At 66.4% G+C, this 24893-nt stretch carries 23 protein-coding genes; 11 read left to right on the plus strand and 12 right to left on the minus strand.

The genetic code is table 11. From position 1 onward, the window contains the following. Positions 1 to 65 precede the first annotated feature (65 nt). From ACUVYZ_RS02415 to ACUVYZ_RS02430, 4 genes are all read left to right on the plus strand, one after another. Positions 66 to 1340: a dihydroorotase gene (locus tag ACUVYZ_RS02415; RefSeq protein WP_439932854.1), complete on the plus strand. Its 1275-nt coding sequence runs from the start codon at positions 66 to 68 to the stop codon at positions 1338 to 1340. A 302-nt stretch (positions 1341 to 1642) separates the two neighbouring features. After that, entirely contained in the window at positions 1643 to 1846 is a 204-nt protein-coding gene (locus tag ACUVYZ_RS02420; RefSeq protein ID WP_439932855.1) for a hypothetical protein, read from the plus strand. Positions 1847 to 2044: 198 nt separating this feature from the next. After that, positions 2045 to 4087 carry a M3 family metallopeptidase gene (locus ACUVYZ_RS02425; RefSeq protein WP_439932856.1) on the plus strand — a complete coding sequence of 681 codons (2043 nt, stop codon included), beginning with the start codon at positions 2045 to 2047 and terminating at the stop codon, positions 4085 to 4087. 33 nt (positions 4088 to 4120) lie between these two features. Next, positions 4121 to 4717 (plus strand): glutaredoxin family protein, encoded by a 597-nt coding sequence (locus ACUVYZ_RS02430; protein WP_439932857.1) that lies wholly within the window; start codon positions 4121 to 4123, stop codon positions 4715 to 4717. A 19-nt stretch (positions 4718 to 4736) separates the two neighbouring features. Here the strand turns inward: ACUVYZ_RS02430 and ACUVYZ_RS02435 are convergent, their stop codons facing one another. Then, entirely contained in the window at positions 4737 to 4982 is a 246-nt protein-coding gene (locus tag ACUVYZ_RS02435) for a hypothetical protein (protein WP_439932858.1), read from the minus strand. A 198-nt stretch (positions 4983 to 5180) separates the two neighbouring features. On the opposite strand from ACUVYZ_RS02435, the gene xth reads away from it, so the two are divergent. Together xth and ACUVYZ_RS02445 are read left to right on the plus strand one after the other, a co-directional pair. After that, positions 5181 to 5948: an exodeoxyribonuclease III gene (gene xth, locus ACUVYZ_RS02440; protein WP_439932859.1), complete on the plus strand. Its 768-nt coding sequence runs from the start codon at positions 5181 to 5183 to the stop codon at positions 5946 to 5948. A 4-nt stretch (positions 5949 to 5952) separates the two neighbouring features. Then, complete coding sequence (locus ACUVYZ_RS02445) at positions 5953 to 7041, plus strand: metal-dependent hydrolase (RefSeq protein WP_439932860.1); 1089 nt, start codon at positions 5953 to 5955, stop codon at positions 7039 to 7041. Positions 7042 to 7065: 24 nt separating this feature from the next. Here ACUVYZ_RS02445 and ACUVYZ_RS02450 read toward each other — a convergent pair whose 3' ends face one another. The 3 genes from ACUVYZ_RS02450 to ftsH are packed head-to-tail and all read right to left on the minus strand — an operon-like array spanning position 7066 to position 10009. Continuing rightward, positions 7066 to 7608 carry a phosphate-starvation-inducible PsiE family protein gene (locus ACUVYZ_RS02450; RefSeq protein ID WP_439932861.1) on the minus strand — a complete coding sequence of 181 codons (543 nt, stop codon included), beginning with the start codon at positions 7606 to 7608 and terminating at the stop codon, positions 7066 to 7068. A 15-nt stretch (positions 7609 to 7623) separates the two neighbouring features. Further along, entirely contained in the window at positions 7624 to 8124 is a 501-nt protein-coding gene (locus ACUVYZ_RS02455; protein ID WP_439932862.1) for an Hsp20/alpha crystallin family protein, read from the minus strand. Between the two features lie 25 nt (positions 8125 to 8149). Further along, a complete protein-coding gene (gene ftsH, locus ACUVYZ_RS02460) occupies positions 8150 to 10009 on the minus strand; it encodes an ATP-dependent zinc metalloprotease FtsH (RefSeq protein ID WP_439932863.1) in 1860 nt (619 codons plus the stop codon). 253 nt (positions 10010 to 10262) lie between these two features. Here ftsH and ACUVYZ_RS02465 point away from each other — a divergent pair, with 253 nt between their 5' ends. The 4 genes from ACUVYZ_RS02465 to ACUVYZ_RS02480 all read left to right on the plus strand — a co-directional run bounded on the left by ACUVYZ_RS02465 (position 10263) and on the right by ACUVYZ_RS02480 (position 17724). Next, the gene (locus ACUVYZ_RS02465) at positions 10263 to 11306 is read left to right on the plus strand and encodes a sigma-54 interaction domain-containing protein (RefSeq protein WP_439932864.1); all 1044 of its coding nucleotides are present in this window, start codon (positions 10263 to 10265) and stop codon (positions 11304 to 11306) included. 456 nt (positions 11307 to 11762) lie between these two features. Beyond that, a complete protein-coding gene (locus ACUVYZ_RS02470) occupies positions 11763 to 12029 on the plus strand; it encodes a hypothetical protein (RefSeq protein ID WP_439932865.1) in 267 nt (88 codons plus the stop codon). Between the two features lie 11 nt (positions 12030 to 12040). Continuing rightward, a complete protein-coding gene (locus tag ACUVYZ_RS02475) occupies positions 12041 to 16849 on the plus strand; it encodes a hypothetical protein (protein WP_439932866.1) in 4809 nt (1602 codons plus the stop codon). Beyond that, positions 16846 to 17724, plus strand: coding sequence for a transcriptional activator NhaR (locus ACUVYZ_RS02480; protein ID WP_439932867.1), 879 nt, complete (start codon positions 16846 to 16848; stop codon positions 17722 to 17724). Before ACUVYZ_RS02475 ends, ACUVYZ_RS02480 begins: the two co-directional genes overlap by 4 nt. Positions 17725 to 17828: 104 nt before the next feature. Here the strand turns inward: ACUVYZ_RS02480 and ACUVYZ_RS02485 are convergent, their stop codons facing one another. Then, positions 17829 to 19907: a SulP family inorganic anion transporter gene (locus ACUVYZ_RS02485; protein ID WP_439932868.1), complete on the minus strand. Its 2079-nt coding sequence runs from the start codon at positions 19905 to 19907 to the stop codon at positions 17829 to 17831. A gap of 250 nt (positions 19908 to 20157) precedes the next feature. On the opposite strand from ACUVYZ_RS02485, the gene mtnC reads away from it, so the two are divergent. After that, entirely contained in the window at positions 20158 to 20844 is a 687-nt protein-coding gene (mtnC, locus tag ACUVYZ_RS02490) for an acireductone synthase (protein ID WP_439932869.1), read from the plus strand. 10 nt (positions 20845 to 20854) lie between these two features. Here mtnC and ACUVYZ_RS02495 read toward each other — a convergent pair whose 3' ends face one another. From ACUVYZ_RS02495 to ACUVYZ_RS02525, 7 genes are all read right to left on the minus strand, one after another. Continuing rightward, positions 20855 to 21841: a Nudix family hydrolase gene (locus tag ACUVYZ_RS02495; protein WP_439932870.1), complete on the minus strand. Its 987-nt coding sequence runs from the start codon at positions 21839 to 21841 to the stop codon at positions 20855 to 20857. Next, positions 21838 to 21963, minus strand: a complete 126-nt coding sequence (locus ACUVYZ_RS02500; RefSeq protein ID WP_439932871.1) for a hypothetical protein — start codon at positions 21961 to 21963, stop codon at positions 21838 to 21840. Before ACUVYZ_RS02500 ends, ACUVYZ_RS02495 begins: the two co-directional genes overlap by 4 nt. Then, complete coding sequence (locus ACUVYZ_RS02505) at positions 21945 to 22946, minus strand: LysR family transcriptional regulator (RefSeq protein WP_439932872.1); 1002 nt, start codon at positions 22944 to 22946, stop codon at positions 21945 to 21947. Before ACUVYZ_RS02505 ends, ACUVYZ_RS02500 begins: the two co-directional genes overlap by 19 nt. A gap of 405 nt (positions 22947 to 23351) precedes the next feature. Further along, positions 23352 to 23630 carry a 4a-hydroxytetrahydrobiopterin dehydratase gene (locus ACUVYZ_RS02510; RefSeq protein ID WP_439932873.1) on the minus strand — a complete coding sequence of 93 codons (279 nt, stop codon included), beginning with the start codon at positions 23628 to 23630 and terminating at the stop codon, positions 23352 to 23354. A 39-nt stretch (positions 23631 to 23669) separates the two neighbouring features. After that, complete coding sequence (locus ACUVYZ_RS02515) at positions 23670 to 24110, minus strand: ferritin-like domain-containing protein (RefSeq protein ID WP_439932874.1); 441 nt, start codon at positions 24108 to 24110, stop codon at positions 23670 to 23672. A gap of 89 nt (positions 24111 to 24199) precedes the next feature. Then, positions 24200 to 24550 (minus strand): BMC domain-containing protein, encoded by a 351-nt coding sequence (locus ACUVYZ_RS02520; RefSeq protein ID WP_439932875.1) that lies wholly within the window; start codon positions 24548 to 24550, stop codon positions 24200 to 24202. 81 nt (positions 24551 to 24631) lie between these two features. Continuing rightward, complete coding sequence (locus ACUVYZ_RS02525) at positions 24632 to 24892, minus strand: carboxysome peptide B (RefSeq protein ID WP_147800589.1); 261 nt, start codon at positions 24890 to 24892, stop codon at positions 24632 to 24634. Position 24893 lies beyond the last annotated feature (1 nt).

The raw sequence follows: 24893 nt of genomic DNA on the forward strand, positions 1-24893 counted from the left end.
CGGAGCCTCCAGAGGAAAAGAAGATTCTTGAAGAAATTTTTCCGCGCTCCTGGGGCTGACGGGTCATGAAGATTCACGTCAAAGGCGGCCGCCTGATCGACCCGGCGAGCGGCGTCGACCGGATCGCCGACCTCTACGTCGCCGCGGGCCGGGTGGCCGCCGTGGGGGAGGTCCCGGAAGGCTTCCATGCGAACCGGGTGATCGACGCCGCGGGTCTCATCGTGTGTCCGGGGCTGGTGGACCTCTCGGCCCGGTTGCGGGAGCCGGGGTACGAATACAAGGCGACCCTGGAGTCGGAGATGCAGGCGGCCATCGCCGGCGGCGTCACCAGCCTGGCCTGCCCCCCCGACACCGATCCGCCCCTGGACGAGCCGGGGCTGGTGGAGATGCTCAAGCACCGGGCCCGGCTGCTCAACCAGGCCCACGTCTATCCCATCGGCGCCCTCACAGTGGGGCTCGCGGGCGAGCGGCTCACCGAGATGTCCCAGCTCGCCGAGGCGGGATGCGTCGCCTTTTCCCAGGCGGACGTGCCCATCGTCGACACCCTGGTGCTCATGCGGGCGATGCAGTACGCGGCCACCTTCGGCTTCAGCGTCTGGCTACAGCCCCAGGATCCGTTCCTCGCCCGGGCGGGCGTGGCCCACGACGGGGAAGTGGCGACCCGGCTGGGGCTGCCCCCCGTGCCCGCCTGCGCCGAGGTGATCGACCTGGAGCGCATCCTGCTCCTCGCGCGCGAAACCGGCGCCCGGGTGCACCTGTGCCGGGTCTCCCACGCCGAGACCCTGCGGCGCATCGCCGCGGCCCGCGCCGAGGGACTTCCCGTCACTTGCGACGTCTCCATCCATCACCTGCACCTGTGCGAGATCGACCTGGGCTTTTTCGACTCCAACTGCCGGCTGAACCCGCCCCTGCGCAGCCTGCGGGACCGGGACGCCCTGCGGGAGGCGCTGGCGAGCGGGGTGGTGGACGCGGTCTGCTCCGACCATACGCCGGTGGACGACGACGCGAAGCAGTTTCCCTTCGCCGAAGCGGCCCCAGGGGCGACGGGGCTGGAGCTGCTCCTGCCCCTCACCCTCAAATGGGCCGAGGAGGCGCGGGTGCCCCTGATGCGGGCGCTTGCCCGCCTCACCCGGGACCCGGCGCGGATCCTGGGCATCGACGCGGGGACCCTGCGTCCCGGCGCTGTCGCCGACGTGTGCATCTTCGATCCCAAGGCGTCCTGGGTGGTGGAACCCGGGGCTCTCCACAGCCAGGGCAGGAACACCCCGTTCCTGGGGCTGGAGCTTTCCGGCCGCACCCGCTACACCCTGGTGGCCGGAAACGTGGTCTACGCGGCTTGAACGACCGGCCAATGGTTGGTGAGCCATCGGCCGCGGGCTCGAAAAGTGGCGCTATTCGGCAACAAGAAAACGCCCGCTAAATCAATCCCTCCTTCCCGGGCCGCCGATCCCTGTTGCATGCCGGCGACACGCGAGCGCCCTGATCCTCGGGCGGCCCGCCCGTCCGGCGCCTCGCTCGACTTTAACTCATTCATTTCAATAAAAAATAATCGTCCTGGCACGGATGTCGCTCAAGGCTGGGCGTGAACCGGAGCGGTTCACCTTTCCTCCCCCAATCCAACGCGAACGTTCAGGAGGTATCCATGCCATCGAAAGAAGCGTCCCTGAAGCGAACCCTGCCCCCCGTGCTGCTCGCCCTCGCCATCGCCGGCATGGGCGCGGCTTATGCCGGCCCCACGGCCCAGGGCAAGGGCACCGTCTCCATTGAAAACCAGGGCGCGGGCCAGGAAACCCCGCCCGATTGCAAGAAGAATCCCGAGGACCCGCGGTGCAAGGAAAAGAAATAACCCATTAACCCGTCGCCGTCGGAGGACAACGCAACCGCGGCTTTTCTCCTTCCTTCCTCCTCTCGTTGTCCTCCCTGAGTTGGGCGTGGTCTTTTCGGCCACGCCTTTTTTATCCCGCCCGCGGGCCGAGGCGCGGGACCGGACGCCCGGGCGGCCTCGGCTACAATACGCCTGTTCCGAGAAATCCTGAACCCGCCCATGCCCACCGAAACGAATCCGCTCCTCGATTTTTCAGGCCTGCCCCGCTTTCCCGAGATCCGGCCGGAACACGTGGCCCCCGCCGTTGCGCAGGTGCTGGCCCAAGGCCGTGCCGTCATCGGGCGCGTGGAACAATCGGCGGAGCCCCCCACCTGGGAAACCGTGGTGCAGCCCCTGGAGGACGCCAACGAGCGGGTCTCCCGGGCCTGGGGGCCGGTGGCCCACCTCAACGCCGTGATGAACACGCCGGCGCTGCGGGAGGCCTATAACGCGAACCTCCCCAGGATCACCCAGTACTACGCGGAGCTCGGCCAGAACCGGGTCCTGTTCGAGAAATACAAGGCGATCCAGGCTTCCCCCGCCTTCCAGCGCCTGACCCGGTCCCAGCGGCGGGTGATCGAGAACGAGATCAGGGACTTCCGCTTGGGGGGCGCCGAGCTGCCGGAGGCGAGCCGCGCCCGCTTCCTGGAAATCCAGGAGCGGCTCGCCCAGCTCCAATCCCGGTTTTCGGACAACCTGTTGGATGCCACCAACGCCTTCGCCTATTACGCCTCGGAGGAGGAGGTGGCGGGCATCCCGACCGACGCGCTGGAAGCGGCCCAGGAGGCCGCCCGGCAGGAGGGCAAGCCCGGCTGGAAGTTCACCCTGCACATGCCCTCCTACCTGCCGGTCATGCAATACGCGGACCATCGCCCCTTGCGAGAAGCCATGTACCGGGCCTACGTCACCCGGGCGAGCGACCTGGGGCCGGAGGCGCTGGACAACACGCCGCTCATCCGGGAGATCCTCAAGCTGCGCGCCGAGGAAGCGCGGCTTCTGGGTTTCGCCAGCTACGCGGAGCTGTCGCTCCAGACCAAGATGGCCCGTTCGCCCGGGGAAGTGCTCGACTTCCTCCATGAGCTAGCGGCCAAGGCCAAACCCTACGCCGAAAGGGATCTTGCCGAGCTGCAAGAATTCGCCGCCCGGGAGTTGAAGCTCCCGCGCCTGGAGGCGTGGGATCTCGCCTACGCCAGCGAGAAACTGCGGCTTGCCCGCTACGCCTTCTCGGAGCAGGAAGTGAAGCAGTATTTCCCCGAGACCCGGGTGCTGCCCGGCCTGTTCCGCCTGGTGGAAACCCTCTTCGGCGTGCGCATCGAGAGGGCACAAGCCCCGGTGTGGCATCCCGACGTCAAGTTCTTCCGCATCCTCTCCGAGTCCGGGGAGCTCGTGGGCCAGTTCTACGCCGACCTGTACGCCCGGCCCTCGAAACGGGGCGGCGCCTGGATGGACGACGCCATCACCCGCCGGCGCCTGCCCTCCGGCTTGCAGGCGCCCGCGGCCTACCTCACCTGCAACTTTTCCGCGCCCCAGGGCGGCCGCCCCGCTCTTCTCACCCATGACGAAGTCATCACCCTGTTCCACGAGTTCGGCCACGGGCTGCACCACCTCCTCACCCGGGTAGACGAGCTGGCGGTAGCCGGAATCAACGGGGTGGAGTGGGACGCGGTGGAGCTGCCATCCCAGTTCATGGAAAACTTCTGCTGGGAGTGGGAGGTGGTCGCCCCCATGAGCGGCCACGTGGACACGGGGGAGCCCCTGCCCCGGTCGCTCTTCGACAAGATGCGCGCGGCGCGCAATTTCCAGGCGGGCATGCAGACCGTGCGGCAACTGGAGTTCGCCCTGTTCGACATGCGCTTGCACCACGGCTTCGACCCGGAGCGGGGGGACTTCATGGAGCTTCTGGACGAGGTGCGCGCGCGCGTGGCGGTGGTGTTCCCTCCGGCGTACAACCGCTTCCCCCACGGCTTTTCCCATATCTTCGCCGGGGGCTACGCGGCGGGCTACTACAGCTACAAGTGGGCCGAGGTGCTGTCCGCCGACGCCTACAGCCTGTTCGAGGAGCACGGGGTGCTCTCCCAGGAAATCGGCCGCCGCTTCCGGGATGAGATCCTGGCCGTGGGGGGAAGCCGCCCGGCGCTGGAATCCTTCGTCGCGTTCCGCGGCCGGGAGCCCCGCATCGAAGCGCTGCTGCGCCACAGTGGTATGATCGCCGAGACCGCCTGAGGCTGCGCCGGGCGGTACGAAGGGAGGCAACCCATGGGTAAGGTTATCCTGGCCGTCCTGCTCCTCGCGGCGGGCGCGGCCGCGGCCCAGCAAACCCTCTACCGCTGGGTAGACAAGGAGGGACGGGTGCATTACACCGACACGCCGCCCCCGGCGGAGGCCCAGCAGAAGGAGCGGAAGAAAATGGGGGGCGGCGCCGGAGCGGCGGCGCTCCCCTTCGCCGTGCGCCAGGCGGCGAGCCGCTACCCGGTCACCCTCTATGCCGGCGATTGCGGCGAGGCCTGCGACCAGGCCCGGCGCCTGCTGAACGAGCGGGGCATTCCCTACACCGAGAGGGACGGACGGCTCCCGGCCGAGCAGGCGGAGTTGAAGAAGCTCGCGGGGGCGGCCGAGGTGCCCGTGCTGAAAGTGGGCGGCCAGGTGCTCAAGGGTTTCGAAGCGTCCCAGTGGCACCTCACCCTGGATGCGGCAGGCTATCCGCGGGAGCTCCCCGCAGCCCTGCGCCCCCGCCCCGTCAAGCCGGCGATGCCCCAGGGCGAGCCCGCGCCGGAGCCGGCGCAACCCCCGGCGGCCGAAGCGGCCCCGGCGGAAGCAAGCCCCGCCGGCCGGGGCCCGGCGGGCCTAAGATAATTCCCGCGGCGCTTTTCCGTCAGCGGCGGCACACCGCCCGCAGCTCGGCCAGCTCGGTGCGCAGGCTCCTGAGCTCGGCGAGGATCTGCCGCTGTTCCTCCCGGATCGCGGCGTGGGCCCGTTCCTGAGAGAAATAGAGCTCCCGCTGCAGCTCCGCGTCGCTGATGGCCTCCCGCAAGGGCGCTTTTTCGCCGAAGCCGCCTCGCGGCCCGCCGAAGAACAGGAGCCCGAGGACGGCGCAGGCGATGAGGATGGATCCTTTCATGGGCGTATCCTTTCTTGGGTCTTTAGCCACAAATGAGAAAATTCGACTTATTCGTGAAAGTCCGTGCCCTTCCGTGGCTTGCCGCAGGGTGCGTGAAGCGCAGCGAAACGCACCGATTCAACCGCCGGGAAAACGGTGCGCCAAGGTGCACCTGCGCGCACTCTACCAGGTATGCGATTTTGAGGTCGTGCTGAGCCCGTGCGCCTCGCCACCTGGAACGTGAACTCCCTCAAGGTGCGCCTGCCCCAGTTGCTGGAATGGCTCGCGCGCCAGCGCCCCGACGTGGTGTGCCTGCAGGAAACCAAGCTCGAGGACGCGGCCTTTCCCCGGGACGAGATCGCCCAGGCGGGCTACGCCGCCCGCTTCGCCGGCCAGAAGACGTACAACGGAGTGGCGATCCTCTCCCGCAACGAGCCCCAGGCGGTGAGCGTGGGCGTCCCGGGCTTCCAGGACGAGCAGAAGCGCCTGATCGCGGCGACCGTCGACGGGGTGCGGGTGGTATGCGTGTACGTGCCCAACGGCCAGAGCGTGGGCTCGGATAAGTACGACTACAAGCTGCGCTGGATGGGGGCCTTGACCGCCTGGCTCAAGGACGAGCTCGGACGCCACCCCCAGCTCGCGGTGCTGGGGGACTTCAACGTAGCGCCCGAGGAAGCCGACGTCCACGACCCCCGGCTCTGGGAGGGGCAGGTCCTGTTCAGCGGCCCGGAGCGGGAGGCGTTCAAAAAGCTCCTCGCCGTGGGCCTCGTGGACAGCTTTCGCCTCTTCCCCCAGCCCGAGAAATCCTTCACCTGGTGGGACTACCGGATGAACGCCTTCAAGCGCAACCTGGGCCTGCGCATCGACCACATCCTGCTCTCGCGAGTCCTCGCCCGGCGCTGCACGGGCTGCTCCATCGACCTGGAGCCCCGGCGCGAGGCCCGGCCCTCGGACCACGCGCCGGTAATCGCCGAGCTGGCCGACTGACCCGATGGACACTCTGACCCACGCCCTCTCCGGCGCCCTGATCGCCCGGGCCACGGAGCCCCGCAGGGGCGAGTTCGTCGCCGCCAAGGGTTGGCGGCGAGGGATGGCGGGCTTTCTGGCGGCTGCCTTCCCCGATGTGGATTTTGTCCTGAGCTACGTCTCTCCGGTCGCCTATCTGCTGGGCCATCGGGGCGTCACCCACTCGGTCCTGCTGTTGCCCCTGTGGGCCCTGCTGCTCTCCTGGCTCTTCGCCCGGCTCGATTCCACAGGGGCAACCTGGCGCGCCTACTACGGGGTATGCGCCCTGGCGATCGGCATCCACATCGCGGGCGACCTGATCACCTCCTTCGGCACCATGATCTTCGCCCCGTTGTCCGAGACCCGCTGGGCCCTGGGCACCACCTTCGTCATCGATCCCTGGTTCACCGCTCTCATCGCCATCGCCCTCCTCGCCGGCGCCGCCCGACCCCGGACGCGGACGCCGGCCGTGGCCGGGCTCGCCCTCCTGGCGGCCTACGTGGGCCTACAGGCCCTGCTCAAGCAACAGGCGATGGAACTGGGCGAGGCGTATGCGCGCGCCCATGGTCTTGCCCAAGCCCGGGTGAGCGCCCTGCCTCGTCCGGTGTCGCCATTCAACTGGATGCTGATCGTGGACGAGGGCGACCGCTACCGCCACGCCTCCATCAACCTGTGGAGGCGCGACGCGCTTCCGGTGGATCCGGGGGCAGGGCTCCTGCGTCGGCTGGACGCCGCCCACCGTCCTCCCGCTTCGGCGCAGTGGCAGGTCACGCCCCGCTTCGGGGCCGACCCCGGGACTGCGGCCCTGGCGCAGGAGGCGTGGCGCCAGCCTCCCCTCGCGTTCTTCCGCTGGTTCGCCGCTTACCCCGCGTTGCTCTGGATAGAGCAGGGCAATCCCTCCACCTGCGTATGGTTTTACGACCTGCGCTTTTACCTGCCAGGGCGCGAAAGCCTGCCGTTTCGCTTCGGCGTGTGCCGGGAAGGCCCGGATCGCCCGTGGCGGCCCTTCCAGCTTACCGAAGCGGGCCCGCAGGCGCTCTCTCGGCCCGGGCTTTTCCCCGGAAAACGGGAATAAACCTCGCAAATGGCCGGAGAGGCATCAGCCTTCTCGGGGCCCACCGGCGATGCGCGTCACTTGGCCAGGGGAGAGGTGGCTAGACTCGTCCCCGGCCCCGCGCGCGGCAGGGGTGCTACGGTCGCGGACCAGCCAATACCCGGCGCTCAAGGTGAGCACTGCCGCCGCCAAGGCGGCGATGGTGCCGGCGCTGGTCTGCTGGATGTCGAGAATGATGAACTTGCGCGCTAACGCCATCAGGGCGATGAGGAACACCGTCTTCGCCTGGATGATGCTCTCGCCCCGCTGGGCCATTTTGAGGATGGAATGCTTGAACTCCAAGGCGATCAGTAGCGTCATGATCTGCCCGAAGATCGACTGGAAGATCTTGTATTCCAGCAGCTCGGAAGCGCCCCTCACCACCAGAAGCACGATCTCCTTGGTGAGCTCCACCAGAGCCACCACAATGATCACGGATATGAGAAACGTGAGGGTGAGAGCGACCGCCTGCTCGAATTTGTCGTAAACGCCCAGCAGGGACCACTGCCGCTTAAGCTCCTGCCACTCCGCCTTCCATTCCATTTTCATCGGCGCGATTTTGGCTCAGCAGATCTCGATCTTCTTGGGAGAAGCGTTGCCCGCCTTCGGCAAACGCACCGTGAGCACTCCGTTCCTGAAGCTAGCCTCGGCCCGCTCGGCGTCCACGTGACGGGGCAGCGGGATGGACCGCTCGAAGCAGCCGTAGGCCCGCTCCATGACGTGGTAGTGGACTCCCAAGGTATCCCGGTCGAAGCGCTTCTCGCCCCTCACTACCAGGATGTTGTCTTCCACGACCACCGAGCAATCCTCCTTCTCCAACCCCGGCAGCTCGAGGCGCACCACGATCTCCTGGTCGCGCTCGATCACCTCTCCGGCGAGCAGCCCCCAGCGCGGATAAGCCACCGGCAGCTCCTCCTCGGTGCCACTCTCCTTGGAGCGGGAGAACTGAGTGAGGGCGTTGCCGCATCGGGATAAAAGCTCCCGCCAGCCCTCCGCCAAATTCTCCCAGGCTCGCCCCAGCGTCTCGCCGATCTCCTTGCCCACCCGCTTGATCTGGTCGAGCATCGCGTATCCCCTCCTTTCGTTTCGGTCAATGAACTATTTCCGGCGCCCGCGCCGGCTGGGTCTCTTTTCCGCCCTTCAGCTGGGCCTGGATCGCCTGCAGATCCTCCTCCAGGAGCGTCTCCTTTTCCAGCAGGAGCCGCGCGCCCTGCTCCAGCGTCTGGCGTTCCCGGGTGAGGATGTCCACCGCCCGGTCGAAGGCTTTCTTCACGATGGCGCGCACCGCGCAATCGATCTCCCGGGCGGTCTCCTCGCTGTAGGTGCGCTCCTGGAACGGAACCGCCGATGGCCCGCCCAGCAAGCCTCTGCGCTCCTCCTCGTAGGCCACGTGCCCGAGCTTCTCATCCATGCCGTAGCGCATGACGATGGAGCGGGCAATGTCGGTCACCTTGGCCAGGTCGTCCGCGGCGCCGGTGGAGTAATGGCCGTAGACGATGGTCTCGGCGGCGCGGCCGCCCAGCAGCACCGCCATCTTGTTCTCCAGCTCCTCCCGGGTCATGAGGAAGCGGTCCTCGGTGGGCCGCTGGATGGTGTAGCCCAGGGCGCCGATGCCCCGGGGAATGATGGAGACCTTGTGCACTGGGTCGGTGCCGGGCAGGGACATGGCCACCAGGGCGTGGCCCATCTCGTGATAGGCCACCACCTCCCGCTCCTTGGGGCTCAAGACCCGGTTGCGCTTCTCCAGTCCCGCCACGATGCGCTCCACCGCGTTGGTGAAATCCTCCAGGGTGACCGTCTCCGCCCCCCGGCGCGTGGCCAGCAGCGCCGCCTCGTTCACCAGGTTGGCCAGGTCGGCGCCCGAGAAACCCGGAGTGAGGGCAGCGACTTTCTCTAGATCCACCGACGGGTCCAGGCGGATCTTGCGGGTATGCACCTTGAGGATCTGCACCCGGCCCCGCTTGTCCGGCCGGTCCACCAGCACCTGCCGGTCGAAACGCCCGGCGCGCAAAAGCGCCGGATCCAGGATCTCAGGCCGGTTGGTAGCCGCCAGGATCACCAGCCCGGAGGAGGGATCGAAGCCGTCCATCTCCACCAGGAGCTGGTTGAGGGTCTGCTCCTTCTCGTCGTGGCCGCCCCAGGGATAGGCGCCCCGGGCGCGCCCCAGGGCGTCCAGCTCGTCGATAAAGATGATGGCCGGCGCCTTCTGGCGCGCCTGCTCGAAGAGATCCCGCACCCGGGCCGCGCCCACGCCCACGAACATCTCGACGAACTCGGAGCCGCTGATGGAGAAGAAGGGCACCCCCGCCTCCCCCGCCACCGCCCGGGCCAGCAGCGTCTTTCCGGTGCCGGGCGGTCCCACCAGCAGCACTCCCTTGGGGATGCGGGCCCCGAGGCGGCCGTAGCGCTTGGGATCCTTGAGGAACTCCACCACCTCCTTGAGCTCTTCCTTGGCCTCGTCCACCCCGGCCACGTCCTCGAACGTGACCCCGGTCTGGCGCTCCACGTACACCTTGGCCTTGCTCTTGCCGATGGAGAGGAAGCCGCCGCCCAACCCCTGTTTTTCGGCGAACTTCCTGATCAGGAACATCCACAGGGCGAAAAACACCACCGCCGGCACCACCCAGGAGAGCAAATCCCGCAGGAAGGTGCTCTGCACCACGCCGGTGTAGGTGACCCCGTACTTCTGCAGCTCGTTTGCCAGCGTCGGATCGACCCGGGTGGTCACGAACTGGGTACGGCCGTCGGGCAAGGGCTCCCGCAGCTTCCCATGGATGTAGTCCTGGGCGATGGCGATCTCCCGCACCCTGCCGTCGGCCAGCAGCTTTTGGAACTCGCTGTAGGGAATGGGTTCCACCGTGCGCCAGGTGGTGTACAGGTCGTGCAGGAGGATGACGGCGAACGCCGCGAGGATGAAGTACCAGATGCTGAACTGGGTCTGCTTTTCCATGGACCGCCTCCCGGCCGGTGCCGTGCAAGGTCATTGATGACTTTCATTTATTAGCGGCGCGGGGGGCGGATTTCAAGCCGGCGGCTTCCCCGGCACGAAAGATTTTCGCCCTCGGCACCGGCAACGGTCGAAAAAAGTATTTTTAAATCAAATGAATAATAAAAACTTCACAGATTGTTAGATTTGCCTTCTCTCCGCCGCTATGCCATAAACGAAACGCTCCCCCTCGTACGGCAACGTTTCGTCCAGTCCTATGCAACGCGATGATCCCGCCGCCCTCGGCCCCGCTGATTCCGGTCCCTCGATCACGCCCCTCCTGATCGGCGCATCGCCCCCGTTTCTGGAAGTGGTGCGCCTCGTGCGCAAGCTCGCCGCGTGCGACGCCACGGTGCTTATCCAGGGCGAGACCGGTACCGGCAAGGAATTGATCGCCCGTGCTATCCATTATCTCAGCGCTCGGCGCGATTACCCATTCATCCCGGTCAACTGCGGCGCCATCCCCGACAACCTGCTGGAGAACGAGTTCTTCGGCCACGCCCGCGGCGCGTTCACCGACGCCAAGGAGAACCAAGCCGGACTGGTGGCCAACGCCGAGGGCGGCACGCTGTTTCTCGACGAGATCGAGTGTCTGTCGCCCAAGGGCCAGGTGGTGCTGCTTCGGTTTCTCCAGGACCAGGTATACCGGCCGCTGGGCGCGCGCCAGAGCGTCGCCGGCAACGTGCGCATCATCGCCGCCAGCAACGCCGACGTGATCCAACTGGTGAAGGGCGGCAGCTTCCGCCAGGACCTCATCTATCGACTGGCGATCCTGTCCGTCACCGTCCCGCCGCTGCGGGAGCGCCTGGGGGACGCGATCCTGCTGGCCAATCATTTCATTCGCCGTTTCGCCCGCCAGTACGGCCGGCCGGAGAAGACCCTCGACCCGGCGTCCGTGGACCTGCTCACCCGCCACCCGTGGCCAGGCAACGTGCGGGAGCTGGAAAACCTGATCCATCGGGAGTTCCTGCTGGCCGACGGCCCGCAGCTCAGCATCAACCCTGCGGCCCTGGGCCTCGCGCCATCGCGAGATGCTCCGGCGCTTCCGATGCCCGTACGTTTCGACCTGGGCTTTCGCCAGGCCAAAGAGCGGGTGATCGCCGAATTCGAGCGGGCGTTCCTGATGCAGGCGCTGGCCAAGAGTCGCGGCAACGTGTCCGCCGCCGCCCGCCTGGTAGGCAAGGAGCGCCGCGCCTTCGGCAAGTTGCTCAAAAAGCACGGCATCGATCGCGCCCAATACATCCAGGGCGCGGCCGGCTGAGCGCCCGAGCGCTTCTTTTTTCCTCCATCTCCTCTGAGGCATGCGCCATCCCCGAATCGATCGGGGGTGGCGCCTTTTTCAGCCCTGGCTTCTCCCAAGGGCCTGGCAGAATGCAGGATCCGAACCGCTTGGCGGTACAAACGGGACTCGGAGCCCCTTTCACCGATCCTGCGATCCCTCTCCACTTCAAGCCTCATTCCAGGGGCGTCTAGGTGAAATACCCGGGTAAGGCCCGCGGGTCTGCTCCGCCCCATGACGGGTCGCTCCGGCCAAAAGCGCAAACGGCTTGATGCAGCATCGAAACGGCCCGCGTCGACCCGGGGCGATGGGTCAATCGAGCGGCAGCGGCCCGGCCAGGCTTCATACAGGCGATGCAATTTCAGCGAGTTAGCGATATCCAGGCCGGTGGAACACCGCTTGCTAGCGCCAGGCTTCAAAAGGATGTGCACGACGCCCATGCCTGCATGGTACCCCCGTGACCCCAGGATCGCCGCGGTTGCGGACGCGCTCCGCCGTTACCTCGAATCACACCCCAATGCATCCGACAGCCTGGAGGGGGTGATGCGCTGGTGGCTGGCGAGCGAGCGCATCGAAGCGTCGCAAGCCATGGTGCGCAGCGCTCTCGCACACCTCGTCGAGGATGAAGTGGTGGAGGTGCGGGTCCTGTCCGACGGCACCCGGGTGTATTTGGCGGGCGCCCGCGCCAGGTTTTCGCGCCCATAGGAGATACCGCCATGTCTCAACTCCGCGTTCAGCTCAGCTCCCGCACCGGAAAATCCTTCGCTGGCCATCGGGTCGTGGCTTCGTTTGCTCAGCTCGTGACGATCGACGCAGAATCCGCTCCGCGCGAAGTCCCCGGTGAAGCGTCCAAGGCGGTGGAAGACAGCGGCCTTGCGCTGATCGAGCTGCCCGGCAAAGACACCCTTTCCCGCGATCAGAAAATCACCTTGAGCGTGATGGCGCCCGACGGGCAGGTGCTGGCCCGCGAGGCGACGACCGTTGACGCGGTCAACAGGGAAGAACCGGTTTCGATCAGAGTTGAGCCCAAGGAATTCTTTCCCGTCGAACCCAATACGGACCTGGCATTCGTCAAACCGGCCCGAATCCGGGGCTTTCTGGTCGATCCTTCGGGCCGCAACCGGGTCGGCAACCGGCAGGTGGTTCTCTGGGCCCGCCGCATGGGCGCAGGCCCGGAAGAGCCGATGGAGATCGTCGGCGTCGCCCGGTCAGACAGCCGGGGTTACTTTTCCGCGCCGTTTCCCCTCGGGCGCTTCAGCGCCGCCGCCGGCACGGTCAGCGACTCGCAGCCAATCCCCGTGCGTTTGAACGAGGACGGCACCTTTCCCGATCGCATCGTGCTGGGGGTGGAGCTGCCGGAGGCCGCGGCAGGGGACGGCGAGCGTGCCGACGCCGCGGAGGTGCCGCGCAATCCCGATCCCGAGGACCTGGTCAACTCCTCCACGTTCAGCACGGACGCGGGCCATTGCGTGGACATCACCCGGCCCAATCGGGTGCTGGAAGAGTTCGACTTCTACACGGTGGTGCGCACCACCGAACCGACCATTCGCGGCCTGACCGTCAAGGAGCCGCCCAAGATCGGGCTGAACGACATCCTGCGCATTCTGGACCCGAAGATTCTTCAGTTCGCCCTGCGGGTGGAGCCCCAGGCGCTGCTCTCGACGACCGGCCCGGCGGCTGGCGCAGCCGAGCGGCAGCCGCGCTTCATCGCGGGTTTTCCCAACCCTTCGGGCCTCCGCGAGGAAAGCGCCATGTCCGCACGGATCTTCGCCGAAGTCCGGCCCGAGCTCGAGCATCTCTCCGAGGTGCTTGGCTTGTCCGCGCTGCGCATGGCGCGAGCGCGGCCCGCGGCGGACTCGGGCGCCGCGGCTGCTCTTCCCGCGGAGGAGATCCGCATCGAGGCGGATGTGGCGAAGACGCTGATCCGCGACCCGGACGGCTTTTCCCTGATGCGCCTCGCCCAGGCCGAGCTCGTGACCCGCAAGAACGACCTCGTCCGGCTCCTGGACGTGTTGCGCCGGTTTCAGCCGGCGCGGGGCGAGCTCCACTGCGCGAACCCGGTGGACTGGGACGACGAGCCGACGTTCTACCAGGCGTGCACCGTTGCCCACGGCCACATCCTGCACTTCAAGCAGGAGTGGGTGGCGGACGGCTATTCCCTCGGCGATCTGCTCTACAGCCTGCCGCTGGCGCCGTGCCAGAAGAAGCAGATCGCGGTGATCGACTGGGATCGGCGCGAGACGGCGGCCCGGCGCGAATCCCTGGAAGAACAGGAGTTTCTGAGCGCGCAGCTTTCCCGCGATCGGGATATTTCGGAAATGGCCAACGCCATGGTGCGGGAAAGCTTGTCCGGCGGCTCCGAGGCCAGCGCCAGCAGCTTCGGGGGCGGGTTGGGCATCGGCGCCATTATCGGACCGGTGGGCGGCCTGTTGGGCATCGGCGGCGGCACGAGCGGCGCCAGCTCGTCGGCATGGCAAAACGCCTCGCGCACCACCGCCGCCAGCTCGCTGCAGCAGCTCCGGGATCGCGTATCGCAAGCCGCCACCGCGGTGCGCAGCCAGCGCTCCACCGTGATCCAGACGGTACGCCAAGGGGAAACCATGCGCGTGCAGACGGAGGTGGTGGCCAACCACAACCACTGCCACGCCATCACCATCGAGTACTTCGAGGTGCTGCGGCACTTCCTGGTGCGCAACAAGCTGGTGGACGTGCAGGAGTGCCTGCTGGTGCCGCTGCTCATGTCGCGCTTCGACTCGGCCAAGGCGCGGCGCTGGCGCGAGCCTTTGTCCCGGTATTTGCGCGATCGCCGCCTGGCACGCGGCTTCGACGCGCTGCAGCGGATCGCCGACAACTACGTCGGCAGCGACATGCCGGTGGGCAGCTACGCCGAGGAAGACCTGATCTACCTCGACGGCTGGCTGAGGATCCAGTTCCGGATCCAGCGCCCGCGTGACAACAACGACGGTAGCTTCCTGGAGGCTTCCTGGCAGCCCCTCGCCTGGCTGGGCATCACTCCCCAGGAGTGGTGGAAGAGTTACCTCGAAGGCCAGCAACAGCGCGACCGTATCTTTGCCGAGGTGCTCGGGCCGCGCATCGCCGAAGAGATCAGCAACGGGCTGCGCCTGTACGCGATCGACCACGACGATCATCAGACTCTGCTGCCGATTGACGCCACTCTGGTGTCCGACTTCCGCAACGATCAGCCGCTTTACGTGTCGCTACGCTTGAACGCCTCTCTGCCGCCGCTGCGGCGGGATCGCATCAAGTTCATCAAGGTCGACACCACCGTCGACACCAAGGCGGGACCCCGCAACATCGACACCCTCTTGCCCACCGGGTCGAAGGTCATCGTGCATTCCGGCCAGATGGGCTACCGCACCCGCCACATCGCCCACGACCTTTTCAACCAGTCGCGCATCCTCAACGACCTCTCCGGCACCGACGGCGTGCTTATTTTCTGCCCCCTGGCGCGACCAGAGCTGCGGCGTCCGCGGGAGGAGGACAAGGAATACGCTAATTCGCTGCTCAAGCACCTGAACGACCACCTGGAGTACTACCACCGCGCCATCTGGTGGAGCGTGGACCCGCAGCGCCGCTACATGCTGCTGGACGGCTTCATCGCCCCCAACAGCGGCGGCCGCAGCGTCGCCTCGGTGGTAGAGAACCGCCTGATCGGCATCATCGGCAACTGCCTGGTGATGCCGGTGGCGCGAGGATTCCACCTCGATCCCACGTTCAAGCAGGACGTGGACAATCCGATCGACCTGCTGGGCCACTACCAGCCCGCGACACCGATCCCGCCCCTGCGCATCGCTGTGCCCACCAAGGGCGTGTTCGCGGAATCCGTCATGGGCGCGTGCAATTCCTGCGAGAAGAAGGACGAATCCCGCTTCTGGCGCTGGGAGGAGTCGCCCTGCCCGGGCGAGCCTACGCCCATCCAGCCCGTCAGCACCGAGACGCGGCGGGCGGTGCCGCCGGACCTCACCGCCAAGGAATTCCCGGCCCCGATCGTGGCGTTCCAGAATGTGCCCGCTGCGCCGGAACCGCAAGGTTTCGGCACCCTGCTGCAGCTGCTGTCCAATCCGAACCTGTTCCGCGACGTGACCGGCCTCACCGAGAACCAGCGCAACGCCCTGGCGGCGCTCCAGGCCGCGCTCGGCACCGCCCAGTTTTTCGGCGGCAAGGCCGCGGATCTGGCCCTGCAGGCGAACATGAACAAGGACATCGACAAGGCACTCGACAAGATCAACGAGCAGCATGCGGCCGGCGCGATCAACGATCAGCAGCGGGCCCAGCTCACCGAGGCCGCGCTGCGCAGCATGATCGGCGGCGGGACCCAGACGCCCGCCGAGCCCATGACCACCGGCCAGGTGGAGAGCCTGACCAACACTGCCGGGGCGAACCAGGCCGCCGTGCGAGTGCAACGTCCCGGCGGAGACACGGTGGACATCGATGCCCGGCCAGAGCCGGCGGCAGAGGATCGCCCCGCTCGTCCCGTCATCATCCTGCCGCCGGCGATCAATTCGCCGGACGCCCGCGCCTTCTTCCCGTCGAGGCAGGACAAGTCTGGCGTGACCACCCTACGGGCGGAAGTGCGCAACGCCCCCGCCGGCGCCACGTTCCGCTGGTCCCGGCCCGATCCGACCACCCTTACCATCGATGCCCCCAACAGCGCCCAGACCCTGGTGCGCGGGGTCAAGCCCGGTCTCACCGAGCTGGACTTCATCGTTCACGAGAGCGGCGGCAGCCCGCTGGCCAGCGTAAAAATGCGCCTGAGCGTTCCCCAGTTCGTCACCGTCAACGACGAGGCGGCCGCCTTCTACGCGGTGCTGACGGGCTGGAGCCTGCTGCATGTGAAGAGCGAGATCCTGCGGGAGGCGAAAGCGGTGTGCGACCATCTCCTGCGCACCTGCAACGTCCGCACCATCTGGTTGATGGCGCCGTTTTCGGAAACTCTGCCCGGCCATATCCCCGCCGCCCATGTGACCGCCCTTACCATCCGCGGCGAATCGCCGCCGGGAACGCTCCTCTACGGCCGAACCAATCCCGGCGCCGCCGGTAACGGCGGTGCGTCGGTATTCAACGAGACCATCGACATCTTCCCAGGTGCCTTCGACGAATCCGGGCCGTCCGGCCCGTTTGCGATCGAGGTGGATACGGAGACCCAGGCCCTCGCCATCGAGCTCGCCAGCCGGACCGCCAGCGATCCCGCGCTGACGCAGTTCGCCATCAAGGTGTTCGGCCGCTTGATCGGCGAGACCATGGCCCACGAGATCGTCCATAGCCTGTTGTGGGCGGACATTCATCCGACGTTCCACAACGACCCGCCGATCCCCAATGACTTGATGAACGCGGGCAGCGAGCGCAGCTTCCGGCAGCGCACCGGCCTGGAGGACACCGCCCATACCAGCCCGGTCGATCCCGCCAACTTCATCGACCATGGCATCGCCGCGATCGGCGGACTGCAGGCGGCGAACCAGGGGCTGGTCGATGCCCGATTCCCCGTCCCGCCGAGCTTCACGTGACGGGAGGCCGGCCTGCCGGCCTCCCGCGCGCCGCCGAGCGGCTGCACCTCACCTCCCAGACCCTCAGCGGCCAGATCGGCGAGCTCGAACGCGCCCTGGGAACCGACCTGTTCCGGCGCGCCGGCAGGCGCCTCGAGCTCACTGCGGCGGGGCAGCTGGCCCTGTCCCACGCCGACGAGATCTTTCAAATTGGCAACGAGCTGGAGGAGTTGCTGCGCAACCGTTCCGGAAGCGGCGAACTGCCGTTTCGCGTTGGCGTGGCGGACGTGATTCCCAAATCCATCGCCTACCGGCTGCTCGCGCCGGCAATGACGCTCGCCGAACCTGTGCGCCTCATCTGTCACGAAGACAAGCTGGAGCGGCTTTTCGCTGAGCTGGCCATTCACAAGCTCGACCTGGTGATCGCCGATCGGTCATTGCCTTCCGAGTTGGGGGTGAAAGGCTATAGTCACGCGTTGGGACGCTGCGCCCTCGCTTTCTATGCGGTGCCGGAGCTGGCGGCGCGCTATCGTGGGGATTTTCCGCGGTCCCTGAACGCAGCGCCCTTGCTGATCCCGGGCGGCAGCGCGGCGGTGCGGGGACCCCTGGGGCGCTGGTTCAGCGAACGCGGGATCCAGCCGCGCATCGTCGGGGAGTTCGACGACACGGCCTTGATGAAAGCATTCGGGCAGGCGGGTGCCGGCGTTTTCCCCGCACCCGAGGTGATCGCCGGGGAAGTCCAGCACCAGTACGGCGTCGAAGTCGTCGGCCGAGCTGAGGAAGTCGCCGTCAGGTACTATGCCATCTCGGTTGAGCGCCGACTCACGCATCCCGCCGTGGTGGCCGTCAGCCAGGCGGCAAAGCAGGAGTTGTTCGCAGAGAGTCCTTTTCCATAGTACGGCGCCTCCCTCATCCGGGTCAGGCTGGAAAAGGTGGACTTGGGCAGCGATGGTCCAGGCGAAAAAACGAGCACGAGTGTCGTGAGTTGGCAAGATCACCCTCACCCAGCCCGGGCCAGCAACGTCTGCATGGCCTGCTCCTTGGTATCGAATATGTTTTCCTTGCCCAGCAAGGCAATCAGACCGCCGGCCTCGAACACCTCGCGCACCTGCTTCTTGAGGCTGCTGAATGCAAGGCTCACGCCCCCTTGCCGCAGACTCTGCGCCAGCTCGCGGATTTTCTCCTCGCCGGAGGCGTCGATCCGGTTGATGCCGCTGCCGATGATCAGAATGGTATGGGCCTTGGGGAAGCGGGCGCGGGCTTCCAGCACAATGTCCTCGAAATAAGCCACGCTGGCGAACACCAGCGATCCGTCGAAGCGGATCGGCACCACGCACTCGCTTACCGGCTTCAGACCGTGGGCTTCGATGCCCGCGAGCACGCCGTCCGGCCGGCGCCCCAGGATCTCCGCGCGCGGCTTCATGATCTTGACAAGATAGGCGAGCACAGTAAGGACGATGCCGACCAGGATTCCGTTGGCGATGGCGGGGGCCATCGCCAACGTGGCCGCGAAAGCCACCAGGCCGATCACGGCGTCGCCGCGCTCCACCCGCCAGGCATGCACCAAAGGCTTCACCCGGATCAGGCCAAATACCGCCAGCATCACGATCACGGCCAGCACCGCCTCAGGCAGGTGATAGACGAATGGCGTCAGCCACAGCAGCACCGCCACAACGGCCAGCGCGCTGATGATCGCGAATAGCCCGCTACGGGCGCCGGCCCGCGCGGCCAACGCCGAGCGCGAGAACGAGCCGCTAACGGTGTAGGCGCTGAAAAAGCTGCCGACGATATTCGCCAGCCCCTGGCCGATCAGCTCCTGGTTAACGTCCACGCGCTGCCCGGTCCTGGCGGCGATCGCCTTGGAAATCGAGGTCGCTTCCATGAACCCGATCAGCGCCATCACGAACGCCGCGGGCATAAGGGTAAGCAGCGCATCCCAGTGAATCTCGGGCATCTGGAAGGCGGGTAGGCCCGACGGGACTCTGCCGACCACTGTCCCGCCCGCAGAAAAAACGATCCGCCCCTCCTTCGTTCCGGAAAAGCGCCAGCGTCGCCCGTCGGACACGACGCCGGGAGGAAGATGTCCTTCGCGGTAGAACAACGCCGCGCCACCGGTGTCTTGGGAGCGGTTCATGACCATGGCGTGCAGCTGGACTCGGTGGCGATTGTTGCGCTGCTTGAGGTATTCGGCCTGCGCGCGCAGCGCTTCGATCTCCCCGCTGAGCAGCGCGATGCGTGCCTCGCGTTCCGCGCTCTCCTGCTGCGCCTGCAGGGCGCGCAGCTCCGCACCCTTGCGGGCGACAGCGGCCGCAAGCGACTCGAGCCCCGCCGTGGTCTCGAGGTAGGTCTTGATCCGCCGCGCCGCCTCCGGGTCAGCCACGGCCTCAAGTGGCACCTCGAGCCGCTGCTCGTAATCGGTTGCGGCGCTGACAGCGGTACACGCGACCACGGCCAGCAGCACCGCTGGTAACCGCGGGACAAGCCGCTCGAGTCCCCGGATGAGCACGAAGGCGCCGAGGGCGAACAGCAGTGTGGGCAGGTGGGTCTGGGGCAGCTGCATCACTACCGCCCAGAGGTCGGACAGGTAGGAATCGCTGCGCGGAAAAGGAACACCGATGAGCTTGTTGAGTTGGGACAAGCCGATGATGAGCGCGGCCGCGTTGGTGAAGCCCACCAGCACCGGGCTCGAGACGAGATTGACTAGGACCCCAAGACGGGCCAAGCCGAGCGCCACACGCAGCACCCCCACCATCAGCGCCAACAGGATGGATAGCTCGATAAATGTCGGGCTGCCGGGGCTGGCCAACGGAATCAACGCCGCGGCGGACATCAGCGAAAGCATGGCGGTCGGGCCAGTATGCAGCTGGTTGCTCGAGCCCCAGAGGGAAGCCATCACGACGGGCACGAAGGAGGCGTACAAGCCATAGATCACGGGCAGCCCGGCGAGCTGAGCGTAGGCCATGGACTGCGGCACCAGCACCAGAGCCACCGTGACGCCAGCGGCCAGGTCGGCGCGCAGCGTCTCGCGCGTCAAAGGAAACCATCTCAAAAAAGGAAACAGCGTCAAGAGCACAGGCATACTTTCATGTCATTGTCGCAGCCCGGCGCCGGGTGCCACGGCCGGACGATGCGGCCCGCCTTGCGGAACCTCGATCGTACAGACGCATGGGCGGGCGGCCGGGCGTAAGGCATAAAGGGAGACCGGCGCAGCGTCCTCGCCGAGGAGATCGCTTCCCACCCTGGCCGAAGGAAGGCGCGATCAGTACAATGGAAGGCGCTTGGCCTGCCGAGACCGGTGGACCATCCGTTCGCGAACGACCTCGAAACCGATGATCAAGGCTGTTGTCACCGACATCGAAGGCACGACTTCGGCCTTTTCCTTCGTGACCGAAGCACTCTATCCCTACGCGCAAAAGCACTTGCCCGAATTCGTGCGCGCCCACGCCCGGGATCCGGAGGTACAACGCCAGCTCGCCGAGATCGGGCGCATCGTGGGCAAGGCGCTCTCCGTCGACGAGGCCATCGCGCAGCTCCTCGCCTGGATGGACGAAGATCGAAAGATCACTCCCCTCAAGACGCTGCAGGGGCTGGTCTGGGAGCGTGGTTTCGCCAGCGGCGAGTTGCGCGCTCATCTCTATGCGGACGTGGCACCGCAACTCAAGGCCTGGAAGGCGAACGGCATTCACCTGTACGTCTTCTCCTCCGGCTCGATCAAGGCCCAGCAGCTCATCTTCGCTCACACGCCGTACGGCGACCTCACGCCGCTTTTCTCCGGCTTCTTCGACACCACGACCGGGCCCAAGACCGAGCCGGATTCCTATCGAACCATCGCCCGCGTCATCGGCGAACCTCCCCACGCCATCCTGTTCCTCTCCGACGCCAAGCGCGAGCTCGATGCCGCGCGCCGCGCCGGGTTGCGCACCATCTGCCTGGTACGGCAAGGCATGGCCGAGCACGGTGTCGCGCATCGCAAAGCCAGGAACTTCCACGCCATAGACGCCGCCATCCGCCCTTGATCTCCGCTCCTCAAGAGTCCCGCACCTCGGCGCGAGGGGCGCCCACGCGGTCCCAGATCCCGCTCAAAAGCGCTATCCCGTGCGCGCCGTGACGCATGGCGGTCTCCAGCAGTTCGAGTCGCATGCCGCCGAGCGCGTAAACCGGCAGCGGGTACCCGTGCACCAGGCGAGTGAACTTTGTCCAGCCCAGCCCCGGTTCTTCCGGGTGGGTCGCCGTGGGCAGCACCGGTGACAACGTCACGAAATCGGCGCCGAGCGCCGCCGCTCGAGCAAGTTGCCGCGCATCGTGGCACGAAGCGGCCCACAGCCGGGTGCCGGGTGGCACGGACAGGCGCATGAGTCGGTCCGCCTGCAGGTGCACGCCATCGGCGCCCACTTTGCGGGCAAGCGTTTCGTCGCCATTGACAAGCACCCTGGCGCCGTACCGACGGGCCACCGTCACCACGCGGCGTGCGAACTGGGCGAGCTGCTCGGGCGCTATGCCGGTCTCGCGCACCTGGATCAGGCGCAGCCCCCCCTCGAGCGCCTGCTCAAGGCGCGCCATGAACTCGGCCACGCCGTACTTGCCGGCGTTCGTGATGGCGTACACTGGCGGCAGGCGCAGGGCTTTCAGCAACTTTTCGTTCGCCGGCAGCAGCGGTCCGACGCTCGGAGCTTGCGGGTCCTCCCAGGATATCCGTTGCCCCTCGCGCCCGTGCGGCGTGCCGTGCCAGCCGAGCACCCGGAAGAAATGCAGCCGCACGCGCTTGTCCGGATAGGCGTGCTCGTAGGTCAGCCACGGGTAGGCAGCGTCAAGCTCCACCCCGAGTTCCTCGCGCAGCTCACGCGCGAGCGCCTGCTCCGCCCGTTCGCCCGCGTCGAACTTGCCGCCCGGAAGCTCCCAGTAGCCGGCCGAGACTTTGCCGCGCGGCCGCTCGGCGAGCAGCACGCGACCGTCGCTGCGTTGCACGACGGCGACGGCAACGTCGATGACGGGCAGGCGTGCGGCGGCGCTCATGGGCCGGACAATGCCAGCCCCTTGACCGCCTCCAAGTCGGCGCTCAGCCGGCCAAAGGTGCGGACGGCATCGCTATCGCGGCTGGTCTGCGGAAGCAACTCCTTCATATCGACCAGCGGCACGAGGGCATTCCTCGCTCAGCGAGGTCCGCCCTCGCCTCCTCAACTTGCAGGGCAACGGACTGTCCACCCTTGCCCGGCGAAGCCAAAACACAGCCTCTGGCCTCCTGCAGGACAAATTCCTTGAAAGCCTCGGCGACAAGCGAAAAGCGCTTGCCCTGCCGGTGGATCAGGTACCAGGAGCGGTGCAAGGGCATGGAGACGACATCGAGCACAATCAGCCGCCCGACCTCGATCTCCAAAGTGACGCTGTGGATGGGGACGATTGCCAAGCCGAGCCCGGCCTGCACGCCGCGCTTGATGGCCTCGTTGCTGTTGACTGCCATGCTGGCCGAAACCGCGATCCCTTGCCGCGCGAAGAAATGCTCGATCGCCTCGCGCGTCTCCGAACCCTGTTCGTACGTCAGGAAAGGCTCCTGCACCAGTCTGGACAAGGGCACCGCGCGCTCCCGCGACAAGGGGTGATCCGGCGGCGCGATCGGCACCAGTGGATCCTCCAAGAACGGCTCGGCGACGAGATCGTCCCCCTCCGGAGGCACGCTCATGATCGCCATGTCGCAAGCATTATCCGCAAGCTGGGCCAACAGCATTTCCCGGCTGGCCACGTTCAAGGTGACGGAAAAGCCCTCCCAACGGCGTCGGAAAGCGGCGAGCAGTATCGGCACGAAGTACTTGGCTGCTCCGCCGATCGCGAGCTTAAGCTGGCCGCCTTTGGATTCCTTGAGTCTATCCAGCACGGTCTCGGCTTCGGCGAGCTGCAAATTGATGTGCCGACAATAGCGATACAGTTCCTGGCCTGCCTCGGTCAGATAGATGCGTTTGCCGAGTTGCTCGAAAAGCGCAATGCCGAGATTTTCCTCAAGCTGTTTGATCTGGATCGAAACCGCCGCCTGCGTCACGCCGAGCTCTTTGGCTGCACGCGTAAAATTCAGCTGCCTGGCAACCGTCTCGAAAATAGTAAGCTGTCTCAGCGTCGCATTCTTCATCCTCCGTCCCCTTGGCGGCGTGGCCTCGCAGCTTGCGGTCACTCGATCTGCAGGGCCTGGTATGCGGCAAGGTTGTTCCTTGCCCCCGTCGCGCGCGAACGTAGAGCGTTAGTCGGGCCAGATTCGCTCCGGATGCAAGTTGTCCCAAGGTTGGTCGAGGCTCGGCGGCGGAGACTGGTCTGATTGACGGGCGAAGCGGTACGCTGACGTCGATCCCGGCTTCGGTCCGGCCTCCTCCGCCGTAGGCGCCTGCGGACGCTTGGCCTGGTGCACGTCTTCGGCTCCTTGGCCGGCAATGCCTTTTTTCGTCATACGTTCGACACCTCCTCGAGGACGGCTTCTAATCTCGTCCGCCGGCACGCTGCTGCCGAACACAAAGCGACCATCGCAAACACTTTTTTCCTCTCATCCCTCGCTGCTAGACCCCGCGAGCTCGCTTGCCCGCCGCGCGAAGGCCAGGTCCTGGGTTCCTATCGCCGCGCCATTGCGGGCGTGAACCGTGACGTTGGCGTAGGTCGTTCCGAAGCTGATATCCGGATAGTAGCCCATCTCCTCGGACAGCGCCGCGAGGCGGTCCAGGAATGCCCGCGTTTCGCGGTAGCCGCTGAATTGGAAACGGCGAAACAGGTAGGGCGGGCGGTCATTGCGCGTCCAACCCTCCGGCAGGTTCATGTCTTCAGGCACGGTGTTCGCCTCCGTTTCACAGATTTCAGCAGGATCGCCCTATGCCCGCTTGACGCCAAGCGCCGTGAGCTGGCGTTCGAGCTCTTGGTAATGATCCTCTTCGTCCTCTAGGATGCGGGCGAAGACCTGGCGATTCTCGTCGTCTCCAATGCGCTCGCAAAACCAGCGCGCCTCACCGTAAAGACGGATGGCTTCAGCCTCGGTGGCGAGCCCGAGGCGCAGCATTTCCTCGTGGCTGCGCCCGACGCCCGGAGCGCGCAGCTCGCCAGCGCGCGGTGTCACGCCCAGCGCCAGCAATCGCCGGATAAACGTCTCCGCGTGGCAGAGCTCCTCCTTCACGTCCTGGCGCAACTCTGCGGCCAGTTGCTGCATGCCCCAGCTCTCGGCTTGCGCCGCCTGCAGCACGTACTGCTGAGCGGCGCTGAACTCATGGATCACCGCCCGCTGCAGGTAGCCGATCACTCGCGGGTGACCCTTCACTTGGCTGACTTCCCACCAATCATCGCCGTATGCCGCCGCGTCCTATCCTCAAGGCGATCCTGGCCGCGCGACGCGCCCTCGCCAAAGCGTCAGCTCTGGGTCTTGGTGATGTCGCTGTCACGCCCGCCGCCGCTGTCCGTGGGACGCGTCGGTAGAATCTGCTCCACTTCTGGATGGGGGCGGGCGATGATGTGCGCCGCCGCCAGCCCGTCACCCACGCGCTCGCAGGCATCCGCACCCGCACGCACCGCCGCGTTGACCGCACCCGTCTCGCCGCGCACCATCACCGTCACATAACCTCCACCGACAAACTGCCGCGCAATCAAACGCACCTCAGAGGCCTTGGTCATGGCGTCCGCCGCCTCAATCGCCGGCACCAGTCCCCGCGTCTCAATCATCCCCAACGCAATGCCCATCTTCTCTGACCGCTCTGTTGCCATGCTGATGTCTCCGTCGAAGATCGAAATGAAATCAAGATCCGTGCTCCGTGAGCTCCCAGCGCAACCTGCAAGGCCGCAGCCTCAGGAGCGCCATTCCTCTTCGCTCCAGTGATCGATGATCCCGCCGATTGTGAGATCGGTCGTAATGTTTGGGTTACCTGCGGCGTAGCGTGCCGCCGAGATTCCGATCGTGATCACCCAATCGCCAGGCTTGCAGCCGATCGGATCGAGCGCCACGCTTAAGTTCCCTTTGTAATCTTCCACCACCCGTAAGGACTTGGCGTACAGCGTGCCCAGGCGCTTGGTCGTGACCAGGTCACGGACGACGCGCTGAATCTCCATG

This window comes from Pelomicrobium sp. P1, from assembly GCF_052805615.1.